Source organism: Treponema vincentii (assembly GCF_018336815.1).
Lineage (GTDB): Bacteria > Spirochaetota > Spirochaetia > Treponematales > Treponemataceae > Treponema.
The window spans coordinates 2196604-2222909 of sequence record NZ_CP050497.1; the positions used below are offsets into that span (position 1 = coordinate 2196604).

27 protein-coding genes are annotated in these 26306 nt (G+C 42.0%); 13 read left to right on the forward strand and 14 right to left on the reverse strand.

Going from position 1 to position 26306, the window contains the following annotated elements; translation table 11 throughout:
- Nucleotides 1-276 precede the first annotated feature (276 nt).
- From GWP40_RS09970 to glgA, 3 genes are all read right to left on the reverse strand, one after another.
- A complete protein-coding gene (locus GWP40_RS09970; RefSeq protein ID WP_212565211.1) occupies nt 277-885 on the reverse strand; it encodes a hypothetical protein in 609 nt (202 codons plus the stop codon).
- Nucleotides 886-1004: 119 nt separating this feature from the next.
- On the reverse strand, nt 1005-1475 hold the full coding sequence (ybaK, locus tag GWP40_RS09975) for a Cys-tRNA(Pro) deacylase (protein ID WP_212565212.1): 471 nt from the start codon (nt 1473-1475) through the stop codon (nt 1005-1007).
- A gap of 114 nt (nt 1476-1589) precedes the next feature.
- Nucleotides 1590-3068 (reverse strand): glycogen synthase GlgA, encoded by a 1479-nt coding sequence (glgA, locus tag GWP40_RS09980; RefSeq protein ID WP_212565213.1) that lies wholly within the window; start codon nt 3066-3068, stop codon nt 1590-1592.
- A 182-nt stretch (nt 3069-3250) separates the two neighbouring features.
- Here glgA and GWP40_RS09985 point away from each other — a divergent pair, with 182 nt between their 5' ends.
- Both GWP40_RS09985 and GWP40_RS09990 read left to right on the forward strand, forming a co-directional pair.
- Nucleotides 3251-3451, forward strand: coding sequence for a type II toxin-antitoxin system HicA family toxin (locus GWP40_RS09985; RefSeq protein WP_230974394.1), 201 nt, complete (start codon nt 3251-3253; stop codon nt 3449-3451).
- Nucleotide 3452: 1 nt separating this feature from the next.
- The gene (locus GWP40_RS09990) at nt 3453-3794 is read left to right on the forward strand and encodes a type II toxin-antitoxin system HicB family antitoxin (protein ID WP_212565215.1); all 342 of its coding nucleotides are present in this window, start codon (nt 3453-3455) and stop codon (nt 3792-3794) included.
- Between the two features lie 9 nt (nt 3795-3803).
- Here GWP40_RS09990 and GWP40_RS09995 read toward each other — a convergent pair whose 3' ends face one another.
- From GWP40_RS09995 to GWP40_RS10005, 3 genes are read right to left on the reverse strand one after another with little or no spacing between them, the layout of a single operon-like run.
- Nucleotides 3804-6047 carry a DEAD/DEAH box helicase gene (locus GWP40_RS09995; RefSeq protein ID WP_212565216.1) on the reverse strand — a complete coding sequence of 748 codons (2244 nt, stop codon included), beginning with the start codon at nt 6045-6047 and terminating at the stop codon, nt 3804-3806.
- A gap of 58 nt (nt 6048-6105) precedes the next feature.
- Nucleotides 6106-6366 carry a Txe/YoeB family addiction module toxin gene (locus GWP40_RS10000; protein WP_212565217.1) on the reverse strand — a complete coding sequence of 87 codons (261 nt, stop codon included), beginning with the start codon at nt 6364-6366 and terminating at the stop codon, nt 6106-6108.
- The gene (locus GWP40_RS10005; protein WP_212565218.1) at nt 6363-6623 is read right to left on the reverse strand and encodes a type II toxin-antitoxin system RelB/DinJ family antitoxin; all 261 of its coding nucleotides are present in this window, start codon (nt 6621-6623) and stop codon (nt 6363-6365) included. The genes GWP40_RS10000 and GWP40_RS10005 overlap by 4 nt, the downstream gene beginning before the upstream one ends.
- Nucleotides 6624-6664: 41 nt before the next feature.
- Between GWP40_RS10005 and GWP40_RS10010 the strand changes: the two genes are divergently transcribed.
- On the forward strand, nt 6665-6976 hold the full coding sequence (locus GWP40_RS10010; protein WP_212565219.1) for a hypothetical protein: 312 nt from the start codon (nt 6665-6667) through the stop codon (nt 6974-6976).
- Nucleotides 6977-7350: 374 nt separating this feature from the next.
- On the opposite strand, the gene GWP40_RS10015 is transcribed toward GWP40_RS10010, so the two are convergent.
- On the reverse strand, nt 7351-7830 hold the full coding sequence (locus GWP40_RS10015; protein WP_212565220.1) for a hypothetical protein: 480 nt from the start codon (nt 7828-7830) through the stop codon (nt 7351-7353).
- 110 nt (nt 7831-7940) lie between these two features.
- Here GWP40_RS10015 and GWP40_RS10020 point away from each other — a divergent pair, with 110 nt between their 5' ends.
- On the forward strand, nt 7941-8219 hold the full coding sequence (locus GWP40_RS10020; RefSeq protein WP_212565221.1) for a helix-turn-helix domain-containing protein: 279 nt from the start codon (nt 7941-7943) through the stop codon (nt 8217-8219).
- 97 nt (nt 8220-8316) lie between these two features.
- Here the strand turns inward: GWP40_RS10020 and mazF are convergent, their stop codons facing one another.
- The 7 genes from mazF to GWP40_RS10055 form a co-directional block, all read right to left on the reverse strand.
- The gene (gene mazF, locus GWP40_RS10025; RefSeq protein WP_212565222.1) at nt 8317-8655 is read right to left on the reverse strand and encodes an endoribonuclease MazF; all 339 of its coding nucleotides are present in this window, start codon (nt 8653-8655) and stop codon (nt 8317-8319) included.
- Nucleotides 8649-8882 carry an AbrB/MazE/SpoVT family DNA-binding domain-containing protein gene (locus tag GWP40_RS10030; RefSeq protein WP_212565223.1) on the reverse strand — a complete coding sequence of 78 codons (234 nt, stop codon included), beginning with the start codon at nt 8880-8882 and terminating at the stop codon, nt 8649-8651. Before GWP40_RS10030 ends, mazF begins: the two co-directional genes overlap by 7 nt.
- Nucleotides 8883-8970: 88 nt before the next feature.
- The gene (locus GWP40_RS10035; RefSeq protein ID WP_212565224.1) at nt 8971-10302 is read right to left on the reverse strand and encodes an ATP-binding protein; all 1332 of its coding nucleotides are present in this window, start codon (nt 10300-10302) and stop codon (nt 8971-8973) included.
- Nucleotides 10303-10326: 24 nt separating this feature from the next.
- Nucleotides 10327-13239: an N-6 DNA methylase gene (locus tag GWP40_RS10040; protein ID WP_212565225.1), complete on the reverse strand. Its 2913-nt coding sequence runs from the start codon at nt 13237-13239 to the stop codon at nt 10327-10329.
- A gap of 1 nt (nt 13240) precedes the next feature.
- Nucleotides 13241-14323 carry a DNA methyltransferase gene (locus GWP40_RS10045; RefSeq protein WP_212565226.1) on the reverse strand — a complete coding sequence of 361 codons (1083 nt, stop codon included), beginning with the start codon at nt 14321-14323 and terminating at the stop codon, nt 13241-13243.
- A gap of 39 nt (nt 14324-14362) precedes the next feature.
- Entirely contained in the window at nt 14363-15907 is a 1545-nt protein-coding gene (locus GWP40_RS10050) for a TerB N-terminal domain-containing protein (protein ID WP_212565227.1), read from the reverse strand.
- Between the two features lie 58 nt (nt 15908-15965).
- Nucleotides 15966-16190 carry a hypothetical protein gene (locus GWP40_RS10055; protein WP_212565228.1) on the reverse strand — a complete coding sequence of 75 codons (225 nt, stop codon included), beginning with the start codon at nt 16188-16190 and terminating at the stop codon, nt 15966-15968.
- A gap of 156 nt (nt 16191-16346) precedes the next feature.
- On the opposite strand from GWP40_RS10055, the gene ggt reads away from it, so the two are divergent.
- The 9 genes from ggt to GWP40_RS10100 all read left to right on the forward strand — a co-directional run bounded on the left by ggt (nt 16347) and on the right by GWP40_RS10100 (nt 25806).
- Nucleotides 16347-18095 carry a gamma-glutamyltransferase gene (gene ggt, locus GWP40_RS10060; protein ID WP_212565229.1) on the forward strand — a complete coding sequence of 583 codons (1749 nt, stop codon included), beginning with the start codon at nt 16347-16349 and terminating at the stop codon, nt 18093-18095.
- 27 nt (nt 18096-18122) lie between these two features.
- Nucleotides 18123-18656 (forward strand): DUF6305 family protein, encoded by a 534-nt coding sequence (locus GWP40_RS10065; RefSeq protein ID WP_212565230.1) that lies wholly within the window; start codon nt 18123-18125, stop codon nt 18654-18656.
- Nucleotides 18657-18906: 250 nt separating this feature from the next.
- Nucleotides 18907-20178 (forward strand): Na+/H+ antiporter NhaC family protein, encoded by a 1272-nt coding sequence (locus GWP40_RS10070; RefSeq protein ID WP_212565231.1) that lies wholly within the window; start codon nt 18907-18909, stop codon nt 20176-20178.
- Between the two features lie 170 nt (nt 20179-20348).
- Nucleotides 20349-21479: a M14 family metallopeptidase gene (locus GWP40_RS10075; RefSeq protein WP_212565232.1), complete on the forward strand. Its 1131-nt coding sequence runs from the start codon at nt 20349-20351 to the stop codon at nt 21477-21479.
- A gap of 34 nt (nt 21480-21513) precedes the next feature.
- On the forward strand, nt 21514-22656 hold the full coding sequence (pgsB, locus tag GWP40_RS10080) for a poly-gamma-glutamate synthase PgsB (protein ID WP_212565233.1): 1143 nt from the start codon (nt 21514-21516) through the stop codon (nt 22654-22656).
- Nucleotides 22646-23104, forward strand: a complete 459-nt coding sequence (gene pgsC / locus GWP40_RS10085; RefSeq protein WP_212565234.1) for a poly-gamma-glutamate biosynthesis protein PgsC — start codon at nt 22646-22648, stop codon at nt 23102-23104. The genes pgsB and pgsC overlap by 11 nt, the downstream gene beginning before the upstream one ends.
- Nucleotides 23101-24201 carry a poly-gamma-glutamate system protein gene (pgsW, locus tag GWP40_RS10090; RefSeq protein WP_212565235.1) on the forward strand — a complete coding sequence of 367 codons (1101 nt, stop codon included), beginning with the start codon at nt 23101-23103 and terminating at the stop codon, nt 24199-24201. The genes pgsC and pgsW overlap by 4 nt, the downstream gene beginning before the upstream one ends.
- Nucleotides 24202-24330: 129 nt before the next feature.
- Complete coding sequence (locus GWP40_RS10095) at nt 24331-24804, forward strand: flavodoxin (protein ID WP_212565236.1); 474 nt, start codon at nt 24331-24333, stop codon at nt 24802-24804.
- Between the two features lie 123 nt (nt 24805-24927).
- Nucleotides 24928-25806, forward strand: coding sequence for a DUF4261 domain-containing protein (locus tag GWP40_RS10100; RefSeq protein WP_212565237.1), 879 nt, complete (start codon nt 24928-24930; stop codon nt 25804-25806).
- Nucleotides 25807-26306: the final 500 nt, after the last annotated feature.

The following is a 26306-nucleotide window of genomic DNA, read 5'->3' on the forward strand; positions in this document are numbered from 1 at the left end:
TTTGCGCAGGTTTTTCTTTGCAGGAGACTGTGCTTTGGGGTGAGGCGGTTGGTACTGCGGAAGTGCAATTCTACAGCTCGGCATATCTACAATTATAGGGTGGAAAGCGTGAAAATGCAGATCGCATTGCAAATAGGCGGTGCAGATACTTTTCCAGTAAATGTACGTCCGTATACATTATAAGACATTGAAACCGATACCGGATATGCGAACGGCGCCACCGATACAACCGATTATCAGCACATACACGGCACCGATCATGCTGAAACCGTCAAGCTAACCTGCAATAATTTTTAACTTTAAGCTTACGGCATCTTTTTTTGTTGAGCGCTCGGCTACGACAAATACTGCATCATAAAAGCCTTGATAGCTTTCAGGATGATCCTGCAGATCGGCGAGCTTATCAAGCTCAGCTGTATCCTGTAGTTTAGTATATACACCGGCTTCATATTCCAATGTATAGGTAATTGCTTGTTGTACCGGCAGTTTTCTTATCTCCTCCTCGGGGAAATACACATTAAGTCCGAACCAATCACTTTTTGCTTCTGCCTCTTCTCTTTTTAAGCTGCCGCCGTCCCATGTAAGAGTAAGCTTGTAAGGCATTTTTATAACAGCACTCCATTTATTATTACGGAAAGTTGCCGGAAACATTGCAACAAAACACAATCCCTTATGTTTAATATTTTTAGGCAATGTAAAAGTTCCTTGCACCTTGTCGGCGTTTTTAAAGTTAAAATCTTTTTCAGCATACACCCATGAAAACTCGTTTTTAAAACGGGCATTTTTTACCGTATATGGCCAACGGCAAGCACTAAAGGTCAGCACGCACAGCGCCGTAAGTACTACACAGCTTTTGCGGTGCAATAATTTTACTATTTTTTCCATCAGGGTAACCTCCATATATTCTTTAAAAGCTCTCTATAGCAGCCTGAATGTCTAATCTAAGGAGTTCCTTAGTATTTCACTACTATAGCATTACCTGTTTTATAACGCAATAGGATGTCCTATCCTTCGGCGATATCGCAAAAAGCGGCGGCGCAGATTTCTTGCAAATCTGCAGGGGCAATACAGAGCATGTGCCCCCGTTCCCCGGCACTCACATAGATACGGTCATACAGCTGTGCGGTTTCATCGATAAATGTAGGAAAATGCTTTTTCATGCCGAGCGGGGAACAGCCGCCGCGGATGTAGCCCGTTGTTTTTTGCAGCGCCTCGAGTTTAAGCGGTGTTATCTTTTTACCGGTTATATTCCGTACCTTTTTCAAACTGACTTCCGAAGGCGCCGGTACGCAAAAAACAAAAATATCATTGTCTTCGCTTATCATCACAATCGTTTTAAAGAGCATATCGGGTTCGATGTGTAACTTCTGTGCAGCAGACACCGCATCCAAATGTTCCTCATCCCACGCATATTCGACGCTGCTATAAGAAACACCTGCCGCCTCCAAAAGGCGCATTGCATTCGTCTTTTTCATTACTTAAAGCCTGTCCGTATTAATATTCAAGGCAATCACATTGGCAACTCCGGTTGAACAGCCCCTTTATTTTGCGGGGATATTCAATAAAGTATCCGGTGCGGTTACCCAAGCTTAATGCTTATTGAAAACCTTATTTCCGACAGCTTCTTGATATACCGCGAGATACTGCTTTGCAGAGGTATCCCACGTAAAATCTTTCGCCATACCGCGCTTTCGCATTTTAACGATGTGCTCGGGGTTTTTAAACCACGCATTTACCGCCCAATTAACGGTATTATAAATACTTTCGGGCGTAAGTAGATTCAGCACAAAACCGGTGCCGTCTCCTGTTTGCTCATCATAGTTTTCTACCGTATCGGCAAGTCCGCCGGTATTGCGTACAACCGGTAATGTTCCGTATAGCAGCGAATACATCTGATTAAGCCCGCACGGTTCATATCGCGACGGCATCAAAAAGAAATCGCTGCCCGCTTCTATTAAATGGCTCAATTTGTCATCATAGCCGATATAAACCCGCAAATTCGGCAGCCGTTTTGAAAGCGCCAATAATTCATCTTCGCACCATCGATCACCGGCGCCCAGCACAATCAGTTGTAAATTGATATCGGTACATATTTTGAATGCCGCACCGTACGATGGTCCGAATAATTCCGCAATTCCTTTTTGATCGGTCAACCGTGTTATCATACCGAACACCGGAACTTTTTCATCCTGTGGGAGTCCCATATATTTTTGCAAGGCTTCTTTATTCTTCGCTTTTTTCGCAAGAGAACGGGCAGTATAATTGAAGGGGATCTGTTTATCCGTTTTAGGATTCCATACAGAAGTGTCAACGCCGTTTAAGATACCGGTTAAAGCATCCTTGCGGAAACGAAGAATACCGTCCATTCGGAAACCGTATTCAGCGCTTTGTATTTCCTGTGCGTAAGTCGGAGAAACGGTTGTCAGCCGGTCGGCAGATAACAAGCCGGCTTTTAAGAAATTCATTCTATCCCAGTCCTCAAAACCGGCAGAATAAAAATATCCCCAATCGAGTCCCGTATCCACATAACTCGCTTTATTGTAAATTCCCTGATAGCCGATATTATGCACGGTAAAAACACTTGCAGTCCCTTGAAAATCGAGATACTGCGTGTTAAATTTTAACAGCACGGGCACCAGCGCTGTCTGCCAATCGTGCGCGTGCATCAGATCGGGAATCCAATGCTGCTTTCTGCAAAGTTGAAAGGCTGCATGGCTCAATATCGAAAACCGCTTGGGGTTATCATTAAAGTCAGGTTCAAAAAGAGAACCGTACAACCCGTCGCGGCCGAAACTTTCTTCATGATCAATAAAATATATCGGTATATCGGAATTGGGGAGTGTCGATTCAAATACTTCCGTCCAATATTCTCTATTGCCGATAGACACTCCCATTGCGCCGGGAATAGGCGTTAAAGTTTTTTTATCAATTCTATAATAACGCGGCATAACAATTCTAACATCATGCCCAAGTTTTTTTAATGCGTAGGATAAGGCAGATACGACATCGGCTAAGCCGCCTGTTTTTGCAAAAGGAACCGCTTCACTGGTTATCATTAATATCCGCATGGTAATACCCTCCTTGGTAAATTATAACACGGGTAATCGAATTATAAAAGAGTCAACTCAACCTTCTTTTTTCACCAAACCGAATAAACCGCAAACAGCCCTGAAAGAAAATTATAAAATCTTATATTTTACTTTAAGCCGTTAAAGTAAAATATAACTTGTTTTTTGTACGGGATATGGCTATGATAAAAAACCAACCAAACGGCATACGTCTGCAAGAAGCTGATAAGGTGCTTATGGCTATAGGCTATCGACTTGACAGACAAAAAGTTTCTCACCGGCAATATATCAATACTGTTGGAAATGTGATTACAATAAAAGCTGATAATGTATTGAAAGCGTGCTATATAAAAGATATTTTAAAGCGTGTACAAGAGGCATAAAATGGATATAAAAGACTACTTAAATTTACCGTATTCGATTGTTATAAAAAAGCTATCCGACGAAAGCGGCGAATATTATTATGCTTCCGTTCAGGAACTGGACGGTTGTCGGAGTACCGGCGATTCTTTTGAAGAGGCGTATCGAAATATTTACGAAGCGATGGAAGGATGGATTGAAACGAAACTCGAAAACGGCTTTGAAGTTCCAAAACCGGTTGATGAAATGAATTATAGCGGTAAGTTTGTACTTCGTATTCCAAAGTCTTTACATAAAAAACTGGCATTACAGGCAGCACAAGAAGGTGTATCGCTCAATCAATATGCAGTGTATAAACTTTCGTAGACACTGACATTACAGCTCTCCCGCATTCTCCTTCCATCCCAGCACCCGCTGCTTCATTCCGGTGATATCCAGTACCCCTAAGGCAAATCCTTTGCGCACCAGCTCAGCCGGGACATATTCGTCGTATTTGTCAAAGATGGGAACTTCCCTTTCGTACACAAGCTCCAGCGGATCAAAGTTTTGTGCGGCTTCTTCGGCAATAATGCGATAGAATTCTTGTGCGCTTACCTGCATGGTGAACTGTAGGTAGTACGGTCGGGACGGACTCAAGCCTTTGAGTCCAAGCCGTGCACCGCAGCGGAGCTTGAGAAAACGTTCCAACGCAAGAAAGGCATAGCTGCCCAGCTGAGGAAAGAGCGCCCACATAGAGCCGCCGAGGGAAATGAGCGGGTGACTGTCCATCCCTGCCTTGTGAAATGTATTCCGCGCTTCCTGCAACCGGCACACGGCATGGCGCATCAGGTACGGATAGCTTTTCCGTTCGGCAAGGACAGTATGCACCCGTTCCAAGATACGGGTGTGTATATCGCCTGCCACATCACCGAAATACGCAGGGATATTCCCTTTTACCAGCGTACAGTATACCTCGCGGCGCTGGTGATCCACCTCGTCCACTGCCCACACTCTGCCTGCAATGGCTATCTTCTCGCCCGCAGGCGGCGGTTTGACGATTGTTCCCAGCTCTTCGGAACCGGAACGCACCGTGTACTCGATATTTTCTTGGAACACTGCGTAAAACTTATAATTGTTGACAACCCGCTCTCCTGTAATCCCGACAATCAGCCCGCCGTTTTCCGTGCGGTTGATATGATCAATAGTGATAAGGTGCCGGAGCAAGGTACGGAAGTCCTCCTGACTGATGCGGCGGAATACCGAAAGGGTCAGTACTTTGGATGCAAGCTCCGCCGGTGTCATCTCACCTGAGGATGCAAGCGTGCTCATGGTCTGGTGATAGAGCAGGGAAAACGGCAGCTTTTCCGTGCGCGGCGGTTCTACAAAGCGCTCTTCGATGTAAAGCTGGACGAGCGCAATCCCTTGAATAAGATACCACGGAATCATCTCCGGAAGCATTGCCCGCGCTTCGGGATGATCTTCCCGCATAACAAACCACATTTCCGAAGGAGTGCCGCGCCGTCCGGTACGCCCCATACGCTGTAAAAAACCGGAAACGGTAAACGGTGCATCAATCTGGAATGCCCGCTCCAGCCTCCCGATATCAATCCCCAGCTCCAGTGTAGCCGTAGCACACACACTGATAAGCGAGTCGTCATCCTTCATTTCTTCTTCCGCACTTTCGCGGTACGAAGCGGAAAGGTTGCCGTGGTGAATTAAAAAGCGGTCGGGTTCGTGGTTAACTTCACAGTATTGCCGGAGGTGCTGGCATACGGATTCGCACTCCTCGCGGGAATTGGTAAACACGAGACATTTTCTGCCGCGGGTATGCTCAAAGATATAGCCCATCCCCGGGTCTGCGGCCTTGGGGGCAGTATCCGTCGCGGCTTCTACGGTAAGCGCCTCTACTGTGATGGGCTTGCCTTCGTCAGCTTGAGGTCCCGTGTTGAAGAAGTGTTCCATCGAAAGCCGCCACACTTCTTTGCCGCCGTCGCATTTGGGGATAACCGTTTCTCTCCCGCTGCCTGCAGCAAGAAAGGCGCCCGCCTCTTTAGGGTTACCGAGTGTGGCGGAAAGACCGACCCGTCGGGGATTACAGCCCGCAGTCCGGCAGAGCCGTTCGATCAGGCAAAAGGTTTGCCCGCCGCGGTCGGCACGCAGCAGGGAGTGGACTTCATCAATGACGATAAAGCGTAGGTCGTGGAACAAAGAGGGTATTTCGCTCTGCTTGGTGATCATCAGCGCTTCAAGGGATTCCGGGGTGATCTGCAAAATCCCCGCCGGTTTACGGAGCAGCTTCCGCTTTTGGCTCTGCGGCGCATCACCATGCCACCGCGTTACGGCGATTCCCGCTTCTTCGCAGAGCTCATTCAGCCGTCCAAACTGATCGTTGATGAGCGCCTTGAGCGGAGCGATATACAACACCCCCACCGAGGCGGACGGCTCTTCGTACAAGAGACTCAAGATAGGAAAGAACGCCGCTTCGGTTTTGCCGGAAGCGGTGGATGCCGTTAAAAGCACATTCTTATCGGTATTGAAAAGAGCATCGCCCGCCGCATTCTGCACCGCACGAAGCGCCTGCCAACCGGAGCGGTAAATATAATCCTGTATAAAAGGGGCGTATTGATTAAAAATGTCCATCGCAAAATCCTTAGTACCGGAGCGTCTACTGCCTGAGTGTGAGAGACCTGTATTTCAATTAATCTTCGTAATGTCCGCGACAGGAAAGGATTTCTAAAGTATTTTTACTCACTCGGTACACAAGCCTGTTCACGTCATCAATACGGCGGCTCCAAAACCCGCTCAATTCGCCCTTTAGAGGCTCCGGTTTACCTATACCGTCAAAGCTTCCTCGTTCAATATCTTTAAGCAGCATATTGATACGCTTTATTGTTTTTTTATCTTGTAGTTGCCAATATTCATAATCTTCCCAAGCTTCATCAAACCATATTTTTTTCATTCATATGCCTCGATAAGCTCATGCTCTACGCCTTTCCCGGCATTCAGAGCCTCAATGCCGCGGCGTAAATGAGCCATGTTGCTTTCACTGTAGAACGGATCCGTTGCTATTTCAAACGGTATTTTTTGTTTCCTGACCGCCGTTTTTGCAAATACACAAAATGCTGCTGTCATAGTCATTCCAATCTCGGAACAGAAAGCTTCAAACTGCTTTTTTAAGTCCTCGTCTATACGGATATTTATGTTTGTCTGTGCCATAATAATAACTCCCTTTATATTTATTGTAGGTATATTTATTGATGATGTCAATATTTTTTAAATTTAGAGATATCATACCGGAAGTTTTGTTGAGTTTGTACTACCGGTTATTCGTGCGAGGGTTTAATACCCCGATGCTCGCGTCGGGGTTGTTGATTAAAACTGATGACGGACGCGATCTTCCGATTATGACGATGGGTCCGATTTGTATTGCGCCGGAACTAAAGCGGCATGGACAAAGTAATACAACGGTTTTGAAATTGGAAGAAAGAAATAAGCAGGATGAAGATTCCTTCGCGTCATTTTGTAATGTGTATAAACTTTTTGAAGAGATTGAAAAGCTGAAGGAATAGGTATATCTCTATTCGGGGACTTTCATATACTATCTATAACTAAGATCATTGACCATTCCTTTAAAATCTATAAGGGGTAGTTCTAAGGAGCGAGCATAATCGCAAAGTTTACTGTCCCCGGAAATAAGGAGATCGCATTCTTTTGCCATAAGAAGTACAATGGAATCTGTTATGCCAAGATCATAGAATGCGTAGTGCCGGATAGAAGTTACATTTTCCGGTTCCCTGACATTGCGTACAAGTTACTTCTCTTACTCCGCAACTTGCAAATCCAACTAACAATGCCATACATACTAACATTATAACTAAGATTTTTCTTCTCATTTAAAATCTCCTATCAATTGATTTTCGATCAACTTATCCATGGGCATGTATTAATATACTACAAGGTATTTATCTTCATCTAAATACAATTCATCAAACGCTTTAGCTGTCCATTCAGATGGATCAGACAAGCTCTCAACTTTTGAATTAACCTTGTATTTCTTATTACCTGGTATATTTGCTATATATCCTCTTTCTCCTGGATTGATACGTACATAAGAATAATATGATGTAACATCCTCATTATCAATCTCTTTTACATACCAAAAAGTTATAGCAGAATTAGTACTGGCATTTCTTAAGTAAACCGTATATGTAGGAGAACTACTATCTTCACCACCGTTTTGCTGTCCACCGTTGTTACCGCCGTTGCCGCCGCCGTTTTGCTGTCCACCGTTGTTACCGCCGTTTTGCTGTTGAGTACTTTGCGGGCTATTTTGCTTTACAGGTTGGTAACACGCTGTAAAAGCTAAAATACAGCACAGCATAGTAATGCTTGACGCAATACGAATACGCAATAAATTTTTCATAAAAACTCCTTTTCATTAAGTATATGTTGTAATAATTTTACATACTATATTAGGTATTGTCAATACTTGATTTATTTGACTGCATACAATATTTCATAAAGAATTAAATAATGGATGTACAAGAATTGGAATTATATGTCTGTCGGCGCCTCAGACAGGAACGAGAGCGTCTCGGCTATTCGCAGATGACGCTTGCGTATGAATCGGGAGTCTCGCAGAATATGATTACCTACATCGAAACGGGAAAACGGACTCCGACTTTAAATACACTGCTAAAATTATGTACCGCAATGAAAATCGATCCGTCTATTTTATTTCCACAGAACGCTATTCTGTCGAAGGATGAAGCTAAAAAGACGATTATCAACTTAATTGAATTGTATCTGTAAAACTTAAAAGTTTGATGCCCAAAATTGATATGAGTGCCGTGTGCAAAAAGAGCAGGCACTATTCTTTTACTCACTAAAAGAACATACGAGCATTATTTTATTCGATCATCAACTGTATGTTTTGAACGACAGAATCAATTTCTTCAGCGGCTGCTTTTTCTATGAAATGACAGTTTCGTTGTTTCCAGTCAAGACTTTTTATTTGATCACTCAATATACATCCGCTGATTGAATGCCCATTCAGCACAATTTCAAAAGGGTACCCTTTTATATGGCTTGTAATCGGACAGATCAAAGCAAGTCCGATTTTTTGATTATATTGTTTATGAGAAATACAAATTGCAGGGCGTCGGCCTTTTTGCTCATGCCCTATCTGCGGATCAAAATCGAGCCAGACTAGATCGCCTTTTTCAGGGACATAATTTGAATTTACCATGCTTCTTTTCCAGCTGCATATCCTGTAGAAATTTCCGAATGTATATTCTCTTCATTTACTAGCGCAAGCATAGCATCAAGAGATTTTTTTTGAGGAAGAATAATGATCTTTTCCTTTTCCATAATCACTTCAACGGTACTGCCGTTTTTTATATCATTATCTTTTGCCCAAAACGAAGGGATTCTCAAACCTAAACTATTACCCCATTTCTGAACTACAGCCTGCATACCAGTACCTCCGCATAGTCAGTGTATACAATGTATAGACCGGTTGTCAAGCAAGAGTATACATGAAAAAGGAATTATGTAGTTCACCTTAAATCGTAAACTCGGCATAGTTTTCATCGGTGGTGTCCGATACCGCATCAGACTTTGCATACGAAAATGTATCGGAGTTTAGTAACTCGATAATGCTCATTCCCGGATTTTGGTACAAAATATCCAGCAGCTCGATAAAATCCCGGATTACTTCGCGCGGGGTGATATGTACATCGGCACCGATCCGCTCATATTCAATTTTGATAAACCCAGCCAAATCGTTCGTGGTGATTTTCTGTTCATAGCCATAGAGTCCGGCGTGCATCGCGGCGAGTTTTTCACAGAGGATCAGCATTTCTTCCGCAGTAATCGGGTCAAGTCTGATTACCGGCGCAAGTAAGTCCCGTGCACCGGGCTTGGAAAACTTCCCCTCTGCAAGCCGGGAGCGGAGTGCCTCGTAGCTGTACACACCGCGCCGCTTATCCTCTATTGCCTGCGGTGTTGCCCCCATGATAATACCGAGGTATTTTGCCTTTCCTTGTAAGGTGTCGTTGTACATGGTGAGGAGTTTTTCGTAATTGTACTGGCGCGTGATTGAGTTGGGAACTTTATAAATATTGACGAGTTCGTCGATCATAATCATCATGCCGGAGTAGCCCGCCAGCCGAAAAAATGTTGCAAAGAGCTTGAGATACTCGTACCAGTCATCATCTGTGATAATGATATTGACACCGAGTTCTTCCTTTGCTTCGCGCTTGAGGGCATATTCACCCCGGAACCACCGCACTACTTTTGCTTTCGTTTCATCATCGCTCTTGAGGTAGGCATGATAATAGGCTGAAAGTAATTGCGCAAACTCAAAACCGTGTACCAGCTCGCTCACCGAAGCGGTTACGGCATAAATCTTTTGATCGACACGCGCAGTCAGCGCCGGGTCTCCGGGTTGCAGCCCGCTTTCTTGCAAAGCTTCATTTTGCACGGTGCTGATCCACCGCTCCAATATCAGCGTGAGTGCACCGCCCTCCGGTTTTGTCTTTGTGGAAAGATTCCCGATCAGCTCGCGATAAGTTGCCAGCCCCTGCCCCCGCGTTCCTTGCAGTCTCCGCTCCGGGGACAGGTCTGCATCCGCAACAATGAACCCGCGATCCATCACATAATTTCGGATAGCTTGCAGTAAAAAACTCTTTCCCGCTCCATACCGTCCGACAATAAACCGGAACGAAGCGCCGCCTTCGGAGATAATATCAACATCATGCAGCAAGGCTTGAATTTCATTTTTCCTTCCGACGGTAATATAGGGCAGCCCGATACGGGGCACAACACCGCCTTTTAAAGAATGTAATACTGTCTGCGCAATCCGCTTAGGAACTTTTCTTTCTGCTTCGTTCATGTTGTTTCCTTTTTCAAGTATCTTTTATCTATCTTTCATATTGATTCTATTGCGAACAGATTCTATTAACAATGAATAAACCATTTCAAGTATATTTGTATTAATTCCAAAGGATTGTAATATAATTTTATCAAAATGAATCCTATCTTCTTTTTTTATTTCTTCAAAGATTGTTCCAACCTCTCTTTTTTCTATAGCTTTAAAAGCATTTATAATTTCTGTTTTTTGTTTTTCATCTAATAATTCAGGATTTAATGCACGAAGATTTTTTAGATATGTTGCATTTAAATCCAAAGCACCTAAATTACGGGAGGTTCCTCTCATTTCTAGAGTTAAATAAGTTATTGCAGAATTCAGTAAAGCTGTAATTAATTCGGTAGCAAATATATCATTCGTTCTCATTGCTATCAATCGTTGGTCGATAACAAACGGTACTTTAGAATAGGTGAAGAAAAATCGTTGATACGGATTAATAGCTGTTATAACATTAGCAGTTTTTGGCTGTAAGGAATACCAATAAGGCTTATGACCTGCATTTGCTTCAGAAATAGTTTTGCTTTCATTTTTGTTAGGCCTATCTTTAAATTTATCAATCCATTTTTTTGTGCCTTCTTTTAAATTCTTATAATCTTCATTGCAGACAAAGAGATAATTCGAAAAAATATTTTGGAAAAGCATAGAAGACAATTCTGTCGGAGACTTTATCATTGGGATTAAAAATCGGGATTCAATTTTTATTTCTATTTTCTTTTTTTCTTCTATTATAAACATTTTATTCCAACCGGTTCGTTCTCCTCTAATAACTTCAAAGATACTTGGAAAGTATTTAACCAAATATTTATCAAAGGGATGGAAAAGATTGGATGAAATAAAAAATTCGGACCAGTTTGTTTGTTTGTCAATAGAATCGACAAGAGTCTTTTTTGAAATAATACTGACAGAAAAATTATCAGTTTTGTTAACATATAAATCTGAAAAGAATTCGTTTTGTTTCCACTTGATATTTTTACTGTCATTACAAGTATCAATATCTGCATAGAAATCTTCAATTTTTTGAATTTGCTCTTGTGTACTTTTTTTATTAAAGAATTCAGAGAGTTTAAAGTTTATTGTTACAAATTTTGTAGACTCATCATTTACAACTTTTTCCAAAACAAAATATATTGTGGCTACCTGTGAATCAGTAAACCAATGTTCAGCTTTACTCTGTATAATATATTTTATATGAAAATTATCTAATAAAAACTTTTTAAATTGAAATCCATATTCTTTTCCTAGCCATGCGTTTGAGGTAATTGCCGAAAGGATACCGCCATCTTTTAAGAAAGTGATCGAATTATATATACAATAAGTAAAATAGTCTGATCGCTCATTTATTTTAAATGCTCCATTTTTAAAGAAAGCTTGTTGCTTTTCTTGAAAAAGTTTTCTAAAGTGCTTCGTTAAAATTTCATTAGGGATGTCTTCTTGTTGAATAAAGGGAAAATTGCTTGCTATTCCATCAAAGAGAGGTATTTTAACGGAAATATGTTCGATATAATTCTGTGAATCAGGAAAAATAATTTCTTTTCCGACTTCTAAATTAAAATAATCATTTCTTATTATTCTTGGGAAATTATCAGTTTTTGTTACATCTTGTTTATATAGATTTATAACTGATAGAATCGCCGGAAAATGAGATATATCATTCCCCCAAATATGACTTAATAAAATCGAATGATTATCAATGCCGTAAAAATTTAAAATTTTATAAAAAGAATTTAAAAGACTGCCTGTCCCACAAGTAGGATCAAACAAAAAAGCTGAATTTGTTTTTACAGTAGGGAACGAAACTAAATGTGCTAAAATTTCCGGTGTAAAATATTGTCCAAACTTTTGTTTTTCATTTTTAGGCACTAAGTTTTCAAGGATATTTCCAATTACTTCTGTCGGTAAGATTTTAAAATCAAATTCTGTTAATACCGAAATTAAGCCAAATAAGGCTTTTTCAGTTATATCAGAATATTCTATAAAATCAGTAAAATAAGGTTGAAATATTGCTTGGTAATCTATTTTTTGTGCTCTTTCAAAATAACTATTAAGGATTAATTTTAAATTATGTGTTTTTTCAATTTTTACCCTTTGAAGCTCTCCGCTTAAATTTTCACATAATGTAAGATAAAATAGAATTTTTCCTACCAAGTTATAAAAAGTAAACTTTGCGAGTACTTGTTCAGGAACAATATGTTCAGCCCTTTTTGATGAAGATGATAGTATTTTTAATGTAGAACTTTCATATATTTTCCATTTATTAAAATTTGATCGAAATAAGGTATTTATATTTTTTTCATTTTCAATACTCGACTGAAATTGCGGAATTATGATGCTAGCCGTATCCTGGATTGCTTTAACGATATTTCTTGTGATGTTTATTGCCGGTTTTAATTTTCCTTCTGTATAAAGATGTTCTAAATCATGCAAAATATTATAAGCTCGTTGTTTCAATAACGGCTCATTTTTAACAAAATTAATAGGGTCTGATAAATCTTCGCGACTTGAAATCGTTGCTTCCTTGGGATATTCTTTTATTCTTACAAGAGTATCAATTGTGTATTCAGCTGTATTTATTCCCCATATTACAGCTTGCATTCCATTCCATGTAACAAAAGATTCTGCTCTTATTTTTTTTGCTTTTTCTAATGCATTATTAAGCATTTCATAATCATCAACAGGAGTGTCAGGAAATTTTAACTCCCACCCATTAAAAATGACACCGGAAATTTTGTCGGTAAATAGCAATATATCCGGAAATTTGGTCTTTCCTGATTCCATTTTAATGCCGGTATCATTGGTTGCATCTTGGAAGATAGTAACTTTCTTTTCTATTGCAGATTTTAACCAACTAATTAATTGTCCTGCCCAGTCTCGTTCATTTCTTTTTACTGATGTACCGGCCATTTTATTGTAATGCTACCATTAAATTGGATTCTTCATCGAAATCTTTATTTTTGAAAACTTTTGCTAATCTTTTATTGCATACTTCTATGTAATCAATAGCTTGTACTTTGTGCAAAAGGGCATTTTCGTTTTTCTCAATTCCTATAAAATGCCGATTTTCCATTGCTGCAGCAACAAGGAAGCTGCCGCTACCGCATGCATTATCTAAAATAATATCGCCGGGATTACTGTAGGTACGAATTAAATAACGGCCTAAAGAAATGGGTTTTTGAGTCGGATGATATACAGCACCTTCGGCTTCAGCTGTTTTAAAGTAAACAAAATCTTCACGGTCTGATGTATCATCATAAAAGACAACATCGTTCGGATAGCGCATACCGTTACTTTGAACATGTCTCGGTTTAAAATCACCGTAACTACCTGTACATTGGTTTTTACGAATACCTTTATCGTAACTTTCACCTTTTATCATTTGAGGATTATATGTCGGTTGTTTTTTATAAAACACACAAATATCTTCATGTTTTCTAAGCGGTTGTTTTTTTGCATTTAAAAAGTTTGTTGATTTTGATTTAATCCAAACAATAGTATATTTGAACCAACTCTCATTACTTAAAATTAATTTTGCGGTGAACAATCCTTGTGCTGTTAATACTATAGCCCCATTGTCTTTTATAATGCGCGTATATTCAGCCCACAATTTTTTTAAATCAATAACAGAGTCCCATTTATTTTGTGTTGTTCCATACGGTAAATCACATAATATCATGTCAATTGATTTATCCGGAATATATCGCATTAAGTCAAGACAGTCACCTTGTAATACTTTGTCTTTTAATTCAGATATGTCCCTTGTAAAAAGATTTCTCGTTTTATATTCTGCTCTTGGTTCATTTAATTCCAAAAGAACATTATTAAGATCTTCGACCTTGTACCGGCGATAATTATTATATGGATTTCTGACAGCTTTTAATTTTCCTGTTTTGTCCCAATTTCTTAATGTTGTGGGAGACATATTTAAATATTTTGCAGCTTCTTTTGTTGTTAAGAATTCCGAATACTTCACATTATCATTATCAGACATGGTCTCACCTCTCAAAACATTATAAAACCTTATCAAAGGCTACACTTTATAGAGACTATTGTCAATACAGTAATTAGGGTAGTCCTCCCCTATCGCACTAGCTACATCTCCCCGATAATCTTCCACAAGGGTAATCGTTTCTCCGTCGCATTCCACGACCGTATCGCCGATAAGATCAAACAAGGCCTCGTTGATAGCATCGGCGATAACGCTCGGCATTCCATGCTGTGCGGTAATCAATTCCTGTACCGGCTCCCCGCGGAGCAGCATCTGCAACAGCTGTATCTGCATACCGTCTAACAAACCATCTAACGGAACGGACACTCCGGACGGAACGGATTGTACGAATGCTGAATCCGACGGCACTGCTGCGGACGGCATAGATGCGGTCGATGGAACGGCCGCGGGAATCGGTATAGATGCAGCGTCCGGTATAGCATCTCCGTCATATTCGGGAGTACCGGTGTGCTTTGAGTTTTCCGTCTGTTTGGACGCAGCCTCCGGCGAGCCCATCGTCTCTTCCTCGGTTAACAGGCTGTCTTGAGTTTCAAGCGCATCCTTTCTGATTTTATCCAGGCCTGAAAAGTCAATCGAGATCTTAGGACGCGCCGCCTCGAGTTTTGCCTGTGCATCCGCTGCGATAACCGCCTCTATATAAGGTATCGCCCACGCTTCCTCTTTCCTCTCTTTAAGCGGGCGTCCTGTTTTTAAATACAAACGGAAGCGCCGATCAGCTTCATGTAAAAGTTCCGTTATGTGCTGTTGTCCGTCATACCATTTGTGATAGCCATATTCATGCCATATATTGTTTTGAAAGCTGTACTTCCGGCATGAGTTCAATTCATAAATTACAGTCTCCCGTTTTCCTCTTCTGTAATAGAGCGTATTGTTGAGCGGATTCCAGTACCGTGAATACTGTATCCCAAAGCAGAGTTCAAAAAGATCCTTTTCACCCTGACGATATTGTGCCGATGCGAGCCTCCACACTGCTGCAAAAAGGTAGATTCCTGTTTCTTTATCCTTTTGTATTACAATCGATGAATCGGGGGTTCTCCCGCTGAACAGGCAGAGTGCGTTAAATATCTCCTTATCGCTGTATTTTTCCGGATTACGTAGAATTTCAATATTGGAATCTCGTTCCAACATTTGACGGGCAGCATATCGGTATGCTATTTCAGTATCCAGTCCGTTTACCACAGCAAAGTCAAACATCCACTGCTGAATATTATACCGTATATATCCGGTGCTTAATCCTGAATCGATATAGCTTTCTTTAAACTCTTGTATTTTGTGGAAGCTTTCTTCCGCGGATACCGCTCCTATTCCATTAAACAGCTCAGATAGGTACATCAAAACAAAGGCGTCGCAATTTTTCTGATAGTTTCCCTTCCGCAATTCAGTTCGCCATGTAAAATACCCGCGTAGCTGAGCTAATGATAAATTATGGTAGGATGGCCAATACTCGTATATTTCTCCAGTCCAAGGAGCATTATCTTCATAGTTCTCCATGAATTTTCCTTGCACATAGAAGTTTTTGCACTGCTGTCTAAAAGAACCGTCCCCATATTGATAGAGATTCTTCATTCTACGAATTTGCTCCGGAACATACTTTTTCGACCTTGACGCTGCTCTTTTTGAAATTTTATCCGGTGCTGTTTTTTTGCCGAGAGACAGCGCTATTCTCCGTCGTTATGTTTTGCCGTACCGTTGTATCATCATTCGGTGTTCTTATTGCAAGCGTTTGACCGGCAAAAAGCGGTGCATCTTGGTACTGTGCTTGCCCCGTATTGCTGTTATCGAGAATCACGGTGAAGCCGCTTTTTTCAGTGGGGATGCTCTGTTCATCGTAGCTATCTAGTGTATCCATTATTTCCTGCAATGTTATATAAAAATCCTTTTTGGGCAATACCTCTTGCAATTTACATTTCCGTATACAATTTATACTTTACCTTGACAAAATAAGAGTCTTTATCATAATGTAAATTGGCTTTTGCCGAAAAATAACGTTTTAGGAGGATCCGCAATGAAACAACTGAAATTTTTACGATTATTCACATGCGCATCGACTTTGGCTGCGATGATGCTGGTGTCATGTACCAGTACGCCGCAAGGAGAATCTGCTCAGTCTGCAGAGAATTGGAAGCCGTATGATAAAAACGGTGAGATGATTAGAACCGATAGAAATGCGACCGGTAAAATCGGTGTTGTGTCTACCAGTAAAGTTGAAGCAAGCAGGATAGGGGCGGAAATTTTAAGAAAAGGCGGCAACGCGATCGATGCTGCTGTTGCAGCAGGTTTTGCACTGGGAGTTGTTGAACCGAACTCTTCAGGTTTAGGCGGCGGCGGATTCATGTTAATCAGAATCGCAAAAACCGGAGAAACTGTTTTTATCGACTTTAGAGAGCGTGCTCCGCAAAAGTCGTCACCCGAGATGTGGAAGGTGGGTAAAGACGGAAAGGTTGTAGGTAATCAGAAATTGGAAGGCGGAAAAGCCGCTGCGGTTCCGGGCGAAGTTGCCGGTCTTTTGTATGCACTGGAAAACTACGGAACTATGTCGCGGGAACAGGTTATTCGTCCTGCTGCTAATCTTGCAAAAAACGGATTCTATGTAACCCCAACTTTATCAAACGATATGAAGTCTCAGTTTGATAAATTGGAAAAATATCCTGAATCGGCAAAGGTCTTTTTGAACAAAGAAGGACTGCCCTACGAAGTAGACGATCTTTTTACTAACCCCGATATGGCAAAAACCTTGGATATTATCATCAAGAACGGAAAAGACGGATTCTACAAAGGCGAAGTTGCTGAGGCTATTGTAAAGACGCTCAATAAGTATGACGGGCTGTATACAATGGAAGATTTGGCGAATTACAAACCCTTGATACGACAGCCGGTAAAGGGAACCTACCGCGGTTATGAAATTATTTCTTCACCGTCTCCCAGCTCAGGCGGCGCCATCGTTATCGAAATTCTCAATATTTTGGAAAACTTCGATGTCGGCTCGTTAAAAGTGAACTCACCCGAATATCTGCACTTATTCTCCGAAGCATATAAACTTGCGTATGCGGATAGAGCGAAGTACATGGGCGACAGCGACTATACGCCGGTTCCGATGAAGGGCTTTGTATCTAAAAAATATGCAAAAGAAATTGCAAAGGATATAGACCTCAAAGTATCGCACGAAAGCAAAGCCCATGACCCGTGGCTCTATGAATCCGAAGATACTACTCACTATTCCATCGCTGATAAAGAGGGCAACATGGTTGCAATCACCAAAACCGTCAACGGTCTGTTCGGAAACAGTGTGGTAGTAGACGGCTATGGCTTTGTGATGAATAACGAAATGGATGACTTTGTACTCGGTGCAGGACATCCCAATTCGGTAGCGCCCAACAAAACACCGCTGAGCTCCATGTCTCCGACTATCGTGTTAAAAGACGGCAAGCCCTTTATGGTATTGGGTTCACCGGGAGCGACAAAAATTATCAGCACGGTATCGCAGGTTATCAGTAGAGTAATCGACCACAAGATGGGTATGCAGGAAGCAATCGACACCCCGCGCTTATGGGACAATACATCCAACAAGATCAATGTAGAAACCCGTATTTCCGACGAAACGATCAAGCAACTTGAAGCAATGGGACACAAAGTAAACAAGACTTCCGAATGGGATAGAGGTATGGGTTCTGTGCAGGGCGTACTGTATAAATCGAATGGAACGCTTGAAGGCGGCGCCGATCCCAGAAGAGACGGCAAAGCGTTAGGTTTATAATCGGTCAATTCTGAGGAGATAAAACAGATGAAGAAGTTAGTTATTACGATAGTATTTTTATTGTCGGCATTAGCACTTTTTGCGGCTCAATTTGAAAAACCGGCAACGCTGACATCGATTGGACAAAGCGCCGATGTACAGATGGTAAAAGCCTTGTTAAAAAAGGCAGGGATTGAAGCAAAGTTTGATGCATTGATCACCGATGTCGGCTTAAAGGACGAAAAAACACTGATCCTTGCAATCGGCGGCAGCTCTAAGGGATTGGGAGCAGCCGGAATAAAGGCGGAAGATGAGCTTGCCCGTGCAGAAAAGCTGATTAAAGCAGCAAAAGCAAAAAGCATTAAAATTATTGGGCTACACATCGGCGGAGAAGCGCGGAGAGGAGAACTTTCCGACAAGTTTGTAAAAGTAGCGGCTCCCTATTGCGATTATTTAATCGTTGTAAATGATGGAAATAAAGACGGACTTTTTACTAAAACAGCCGCCGAAAAAAAGATTTCGCTGGAGACTGTTCCTAAAATTACGAATACCGTTGAACCTTTAAAAAAGCTGTTTCAGTAATATCTAAAGGGCAACCGTATCAGAAATTGTTCAAACGGTTGCCTTTTTTGTACGGAATTCTTTTCAAAATTTCCGCACATCTTAGTTTCGAAGGAGATCAATCGCTTCAGACGAATAGATAAAAATCGCAGAATAAGGAGATTGGACACCCATTTGAGCTGCGCAGCAGCGAAACTCTGGGTGGACAGTTTCCTTATTCTGCGGGGTATTAAAAAAACACTCTGATGCGATTGATCTATAGAGGTATACTATGTCAATTGAATTGATATTATTTTTAGCAATGATTGCAGTTTTTGCAATCTCCTGCTTCACATTCAAACTACCGGTAAGCTTAGCGATGGTACTCGCATCGATAACGGGTACATTAATTGCCGGTAAAGGTATCCCAATCCGGCATTTGGTTGAAGGAATGTTCGGCTACTTGGATACGATTTTGGTTATTGCAACCGCTATGATCTTTATGAAGGTTATTCAGGAAATCGGTACACTAAATGCACTCAGCGCTACCATTATTAAACGCTTTCATAAAACACCATGGCTACTTTTAATCCTGCTTATGTTTATTTCGATGTTCCCCGGTATGATAACCGGTTCTTCCACCGCCTCGGTACTGACCGCAGGAAGTATTGTGGCTCCGATCCTGATGTACATCGGCATTCCCATGGTTGAAACCGCTACAATCATTGCACTGGGCGGCTTATGCGGTATGATTGCTCCTCCGATTAATATCCCTGCAATGATCATCGGCGGCGGTATTGATATGCCTTATGTCGGCTTTACCATTCCCCTTCTGCTTTTAACCGTGCCGGTTGCAATTTTTTCCGTTTTGTTCTTAGGTTTAAAACATGTAAAAAAAATCGACTACGATGGTATAAAAAACAAGATAGATTTTTCTGCTATTAACGAGTACGGCTTTAGATTGTATCTTCCGATTCTTCTTGCATTGTTCCTGATGACTATGGATAAGGTACTACCGAATGTCTTTGGACTGGGAATGCCGCTCATCTTTATGATCAGCGCAGTTGTCGGCGCCTTTTGCGGTAAGAAAATCAATTTCTTTACGGTGTCAAAAAATGCAATCAGCGAAAGTTTACCCGTTATGGGCATATTGATGGGCGTCGGTATGTTTATCCAAACTATCACCCTCACCGGCGTGCGAGGCTTCATTGTAGTAAACAGTCTCAGTCTGCCACCGTCGCTGGTCTACATTGCAATGGCAATCACGATACCTTTGTTCGGCGCCGTTTCTTCATTTGGCGCCTCCTCTGTGTTGGGTGTTCCGTTCCTCATGGTATTCTTGGCAAAAAATCAAATCATTACCGGATCTGCAATATCGTTTATCGCAGCATTGGGTGATTTAATGCCGCCGACAGCGCTTGCCGGTATTTTTGCCGCGCAAATTGTCGGCATGAAGAACTACACGCCGGTGTTAAAGAAGTCGCTTATTCCTGCGTTAGTCATTATCATTTATTCTATTGTGATGATTATCTTCTCAAAAGAATTGGGCGCACTAATTTATTAAAGGAAAAAACTATGATGATGTATATCTATTTAGCTCTGCTGTTATATGTTTTGATAATGGTGGTTGCCAATATATTGACGGAAAAAAGTATAACAAAGCAGTTAAATGCTGCACTTGTCATTATTCCGTTAATTCTGAGAATTTTATTTATAAAATAATGAGGGGAAACGATGAAAGGAACTAAAACCACCGGTATTATTATGATCGTCCTCGCGCTGGTTATTGCTTTTTTTGCAGGGCGCGAATTTCTGAAAACACGGGAATTGGAACCGATTGTAAAAGGTGAAGGCGTTACCTCCATGCAACGCTTGAGCGACTATCTTCCGGCGTTAAAGGGAACACGAGGCGATAGCGATGTCTATGTGCTGCAGGGCGCGGAACCCGGAGGCAGCGTACTGGTTTTGGGGAATACGCACCCGAACGAACCATCCAGTTTTTTAACAACCGTACTGCTTATCGAAAACTTAAAAGTAGATAAGGGTACCGTGTATATACTCCCGCGGGCAAACGCAAGTGCGCTTTCTCATAACGACCCGCAGGAAGGCTCTCCGCAGCGGTATACCATTAAGACCCCCTACGGTGAACGCTGGTTCCGGTTTGGTTCCCGTGCGACAAACCCGCTGGATCAATGGCCGGATCCGGATGTGTATATCCATGCAGCATCAGGGCAAAAGCTTTCAGGGAACGAAACACGCAATTTAAACCGGGCATATCCGGGGAGACCCGACGGAACCTTTACGGAAAAAGTCGCATTCGCCATCACTGAAATGATAAAGAAAAACGACATCAATATGACGATTGACTTGCACGAGGCATCGCCTGAATATCCGGTTATTAACGCAATTGTTGCGCATGAGCGGGCAATGGCTATCTCTTCGCAGGTTGTTATGAATATGGAGTTTGAAGATATTCAAATCGGGCTTGAACCTTCCCCTGCAACCCTGCACGGGCTTACGCATAGAGAGTTGGGGGATTATACCAACACGTATGCGGCGCTCATGGAAACAGCGAATGCTTCACAGGGACGGCTCCGGGGCAAAACTGATGAAAATCTCGTACTTACCGGCAAAGACCCGATGTATGTAAAAGCACAAAAAATCGGTCGGCTGTTTGTTCCGTATGATGAAAACGGACACCCTATAGAGGAACGTGTCGGGCGGCACTTAACCGGTGTCGTTCAGCACATTGAGGTTATGGGAGAAAATGAGCCGGAAAAAGAGATCATTCTGGGAGGGCTTCCCTCGTATGCAGATATCATGCAAAATGGCGTAGGAGCTTACTTAAAAGAAGTAAAAGAATAACCGGCTGTTTTATGCAAGGATAGAGGTATAGCTTTTGATTATCATCATATTATCATTACTCTATATTCTCTATCTTTGCGTTGAATACCGGTATCTCAAATATCATAGAAAAAAAATACAATATGTTATTCATATAAACGGTACTCGCGGGAAGTCAACTGTTTGCCGTTTGCTTGATGCTGGTTTGCGATCCGGAGGGTATAGGGTATTTACAAAAACGACCGGTACATCGCCGCGGGTTATCGATGTGAATCGCATTGAGAAGGAAATTAACCGGCAAGGGAAAGCCAATATCCGCGAACAGATAAAAGCCGTCCACTGGGCTGCCCGGCAAAAAGCGGATATCCTAATCGTAGAATGTATGGCGGTAAAACCGGAGCTGCAACGTATCTGCGAACAGCGCATCCTTACTGCCGACATTACCGCTATCACCAATGTTCGGGAAGATCATTTGGATGAAATGGGGAAAAGTCTCGACAGTATTGCACACGCACTATCCAACACAATTCCTACGGAGGCGGCATTCTTTACTGCGGATGCTGCCTACTTTCCTTTTTTTCAGAAGGTGTGTGCGGCACGGCATACGCAGGCTGTTTTGAGTGATGCCCCGCTGGAGCACTACCGCGAAGTCGATTTTCCTGAGAACGTTGCCTTGGCGCTTGCAATATGCCGATTCCTTCATGTTGATACCGCAAAAGCATTTACTGCAATGAAAACATATTACAAGGACCCGGGTAGCTTAAAAGTGCTATCGTATTGCAACGCAAAAGACCACACGCTTTTTTTTATCAATACCTTAGCGGCTAATGACCCGGTTTCAACTAACATCATATTGGATAATTGTATGGCGCAATCCTATTGGCAGCATAAAAAGTATTTACTCATTAATAATAGAGCAGACCGGCTAACTCGTCTGGAGCAATACGTACATTTTACGGTAACGCATCAACAACGCTTTGACATCATTCTTATTTCCGGAGAAAATAAGGAATTGTTTTACAAACATTTGATACGGCAGCATGTAGACCGTGCAAAAATAATTATGCTGACAGACGAAGCCTATTTTGATACGCTAGACTGCAACGCCGTGATATTTGCGGCAGGAAATATTTGCAAATCGGGAAAGCGGCTCGTGGACTATTTTGAAAGCAAAGGAACGGTCATCCATGATACATGAGATACTGACACTCGGGGTTATTGTCAGCATTGCTTTTTACGAACTCACCGAAATTTCACCCGGCGGACTTATCGTTCCGGCATACTTTGCGCTGTATTTGGATGCCCCTCTTAAACTGATCATAACGGTCTTTATCAGTTTGCTCACCGTTGCGGTTTTAAAAATACTTTCCCGCTCTACTATTCTGTACGGTCGACGACGATTTGCTGTTTGTATTATGCTGAGCTTTTTAATAAAAATGATTTTGCAGTATGGCAATGTCCATCTACTCCATGTCCATGAACTTTACTTTTTGAATGTACACAGCATCGGAACTATTATCCCCGGTATTTTAGCGCAGGAAGTAGATCGGAACGGTGCGGTGCGCACGCTTGCAGCGCTTATCATTGTCGCTATTGTGATAAAAGCATTGTATGAGCTGGTAGCTGCGGTAGGTATCGGCTTATGAAATTACATTTGACCTATACTGCGAAAAATTGCGCACTGGTGCTTCTGGCAGCACTTTTTTTAGTGCTCTACTATTACGTAAAACCGCACAGCCTCACTGTTAAGCATCCGGCATATTCTGAAATGACAGCCGCAGCAAAAAAGATGAAGCAGGCGCAACAAGCTGTTCGGCAGGAGATGAGCCGAAGAGGTATCGAAATAGATACAACGGTTGATAGACTGGATAGCGGGCTTATCGGTTTGGAGTGGAGCGGTATTACGACAACGCTCGGTAATGTGGAAAGCAAACGGACAACTGTTAATCCCGATTTTGCAGCGCTGCTCGTAAAGCTCTTTCAAGAGGCCGGCTTGCAGAAGGGTGACACTATTGCCGCTAATTGCTCCAGCTCTTTTCCGGCGCTTAACCTCGCCTTTATTGTAGCGACAGATGCTATGGGATTACAACCCGTTATGGTAACGTCGATAGGTTCATCAATGTACGGCGGCAATAGAGAAGATTTTACCTACCTTGATATGGAGCAGTACCTCTATGAGCAAAAGATTATAGCGCATAAAACAATCGCCTATTCGCTCGGCGGTGTAAAAGATGTGGGACAGGAATTTGAACCGGAGATTATCGGGCGCATACAAAAACGATTGAACAGTTACGGCTTACAGTTCTTGTATGGGACGGATTTAGAAAAAAATATTGAAAACCGTTACGCATTTTATACGGCAACTGCATACACTCCTATAAAAGCCTTCATCAATATCGGCGGAAATCTGCTTTCAGTAGGCGAATATAACGACAGCATCACAACGGAAACAGTACGGCTGTCGGCTTCAACCCCAATAAAAACAGGCTTAGTAGGAAAATTTTTGCAGAGCGGTACACCGGTATTTTATCTACTCAATATAAAAAGCATTGCCCGCTATTATCAGCTCCCAGTCGATCCTATCACACTGCCGGAGATCGGCACTGCACCGATATATTATTACCGTACTGTGCAGCATATATGGAATTATGTGATACTCGGTCTGTTTCTCGTTGCCCTCTATCTTATAACCGGCTGCCATAATTTGTTTTTTTACGAAATTAAAAATATAACTGATTTTTAGAGATCCCCAATAGTGTAAAATATTTTTTCTTGACTTAAACGGCAGTTTGCCTTATATATTCAGAGGACGGTATCTTTGAAAATTTGTTCAACTTTTGAGGATACTTTTAATCTTTACGAGGAGGGTATGATGGCAAAGAAATTAGTGGCATTTTTTAGCGCTTCGGGAGTAACGGCTCAAGCTGCGCGGATATTGGCAGAGGCTGCGGGTGCGGATGTGCACGAGATAAAACCGGCTATTCCGTATACAAAGGCGGATTTGGATTGGATGGATAAAAAATCACGCAGTAGTGTAGAGATGGCTGATAAATCTTCCCGCCCTGCGATTGTGGATGATGATGCACATATCGCTGACTATGATGTGATTTTTGTCGGCTTTCCGATTTGGTGGTATATTGCGCCGACGATTATCAATACCTTTCTTGAACGATATGATTTTAGCGGTAAAAAAATCGTGCTGTTTGCGACATCGGGCGGGAGTAGTTTTGGGAAGGCGGTCACCAACTTGCAGCCGAGTGCACCGAATGCAAAAATCGTGGAAGGCAAACTATTGAACGGACGGCTGAACAAGGCTTCCCTTGCCGAATGGGCTGCACAGTTTTAACGTATACATTATTCAATGTAAGAAACTCTTATAGAGGATATGTGCGATACAGTACAATAAACTCGTTATGCTTGTCTGGTCATCGGTCATAGCGGGTCGGTTTACGATAAGGTAAAATAAAATATGGATAAAATTTTTCAACAGGATTTAACCAAAGAAGAAAAAGTCGGCGGCATTTTTATTGTAAAGCTCTTGTTTAAAGCGCCGGTAACAATGCCGGCTCGAGAGCAGATGGAAGCGGTGATGCAAAAGCGCTTGGGAGATGCCGAATGTTTTTCGTACGATTCTGATACTGCCGTAGCGCAGTTTGCCGCCACACGATATCGGGCTGAATTTAAGGATGGGACGTATCCGCCTATGCTGATGATTGCTCCCGCCGCCTTTGACGGAAATACCATTGACGATTTTACCAAAAGCCAGATGTGGGACTGCGGAGACGATAAAGATGCCATTTTGTCCGAATGCCGATATGCACTCATCGGTACCGATATGTTGGCGGCGGCACTTCCCGCATCGGAGCGTGCAGCACTCGATATGGATTTTACAGAGGCGCTGGTCGAGCTTTTTCCTGACTGCACTGCCGTTTATTTTGAAAATTCGGGAAAACTTTTTACTGCAGAAACTATCCGCAACCATACGCTTCCCCGTGAAAACCGTTTTATTCAATTTGCCGTGAACGTCCGCTTTTTTACTATTCAAGGCGGCGAAGATATGCTTGTCGATACGCTCGGCATGAGCTTGTTGTTCTTGCCCGACATACAATATCATTTTCATGGACTTGATCCGAACCTGATGGTAAATCATGCATACAACACCGCGTTGTATCTTTTAATAAATGATAACCCCATAGAAACCGGCGACACCATTGGCGGCATACCGGACGGTTCTGCACCGCCTGAACGATGGATATGCCGCTACGAAGAATCGCTTATCCAGCCGGTGCGCGAAGTTCTCGATATAGATACCGGCGCCTATGCTGCGGGTAACAGACAGTATGAATAAAGAAGTCGAATATCAAGTATTTATTCGGAATTATTTTAATTTCGGTACTGCCTTTTCATTCTCCTTTTTTGATCTTCCCGAAAATTATAATTTTTCAGATATTACCGAAGTGATAAATCACAGCTACATAGATAGTAGCGGCAAAATACAAAATTACCGAAAGACCGGATTAAAAAATTTTTCGGGTGCAAAAATCTATAGAGAAAAAGATTATTTCAATTGTTACTTAAAGGGACTTTAAATATATAAACATAGTCTCCCGTGAAGTTGTTGCATATGTAATATACACCCTTTAGGGTATACTGTCAAAAGAAGAGCGCTGAAATATACCCTATCGGGTGTATAATCGTTTTTAAAATAAGTATCTATACCCGATAGGGTGTAGTTGACAGATAATCAGTATCACTTAGATAAGATTTATAATTCTGATGATTGGGATAATCAGTTTAAAGTATAGAATCCTTATGTGGCGGTATTTTGTCGTTTATTCGTGCAGAGCG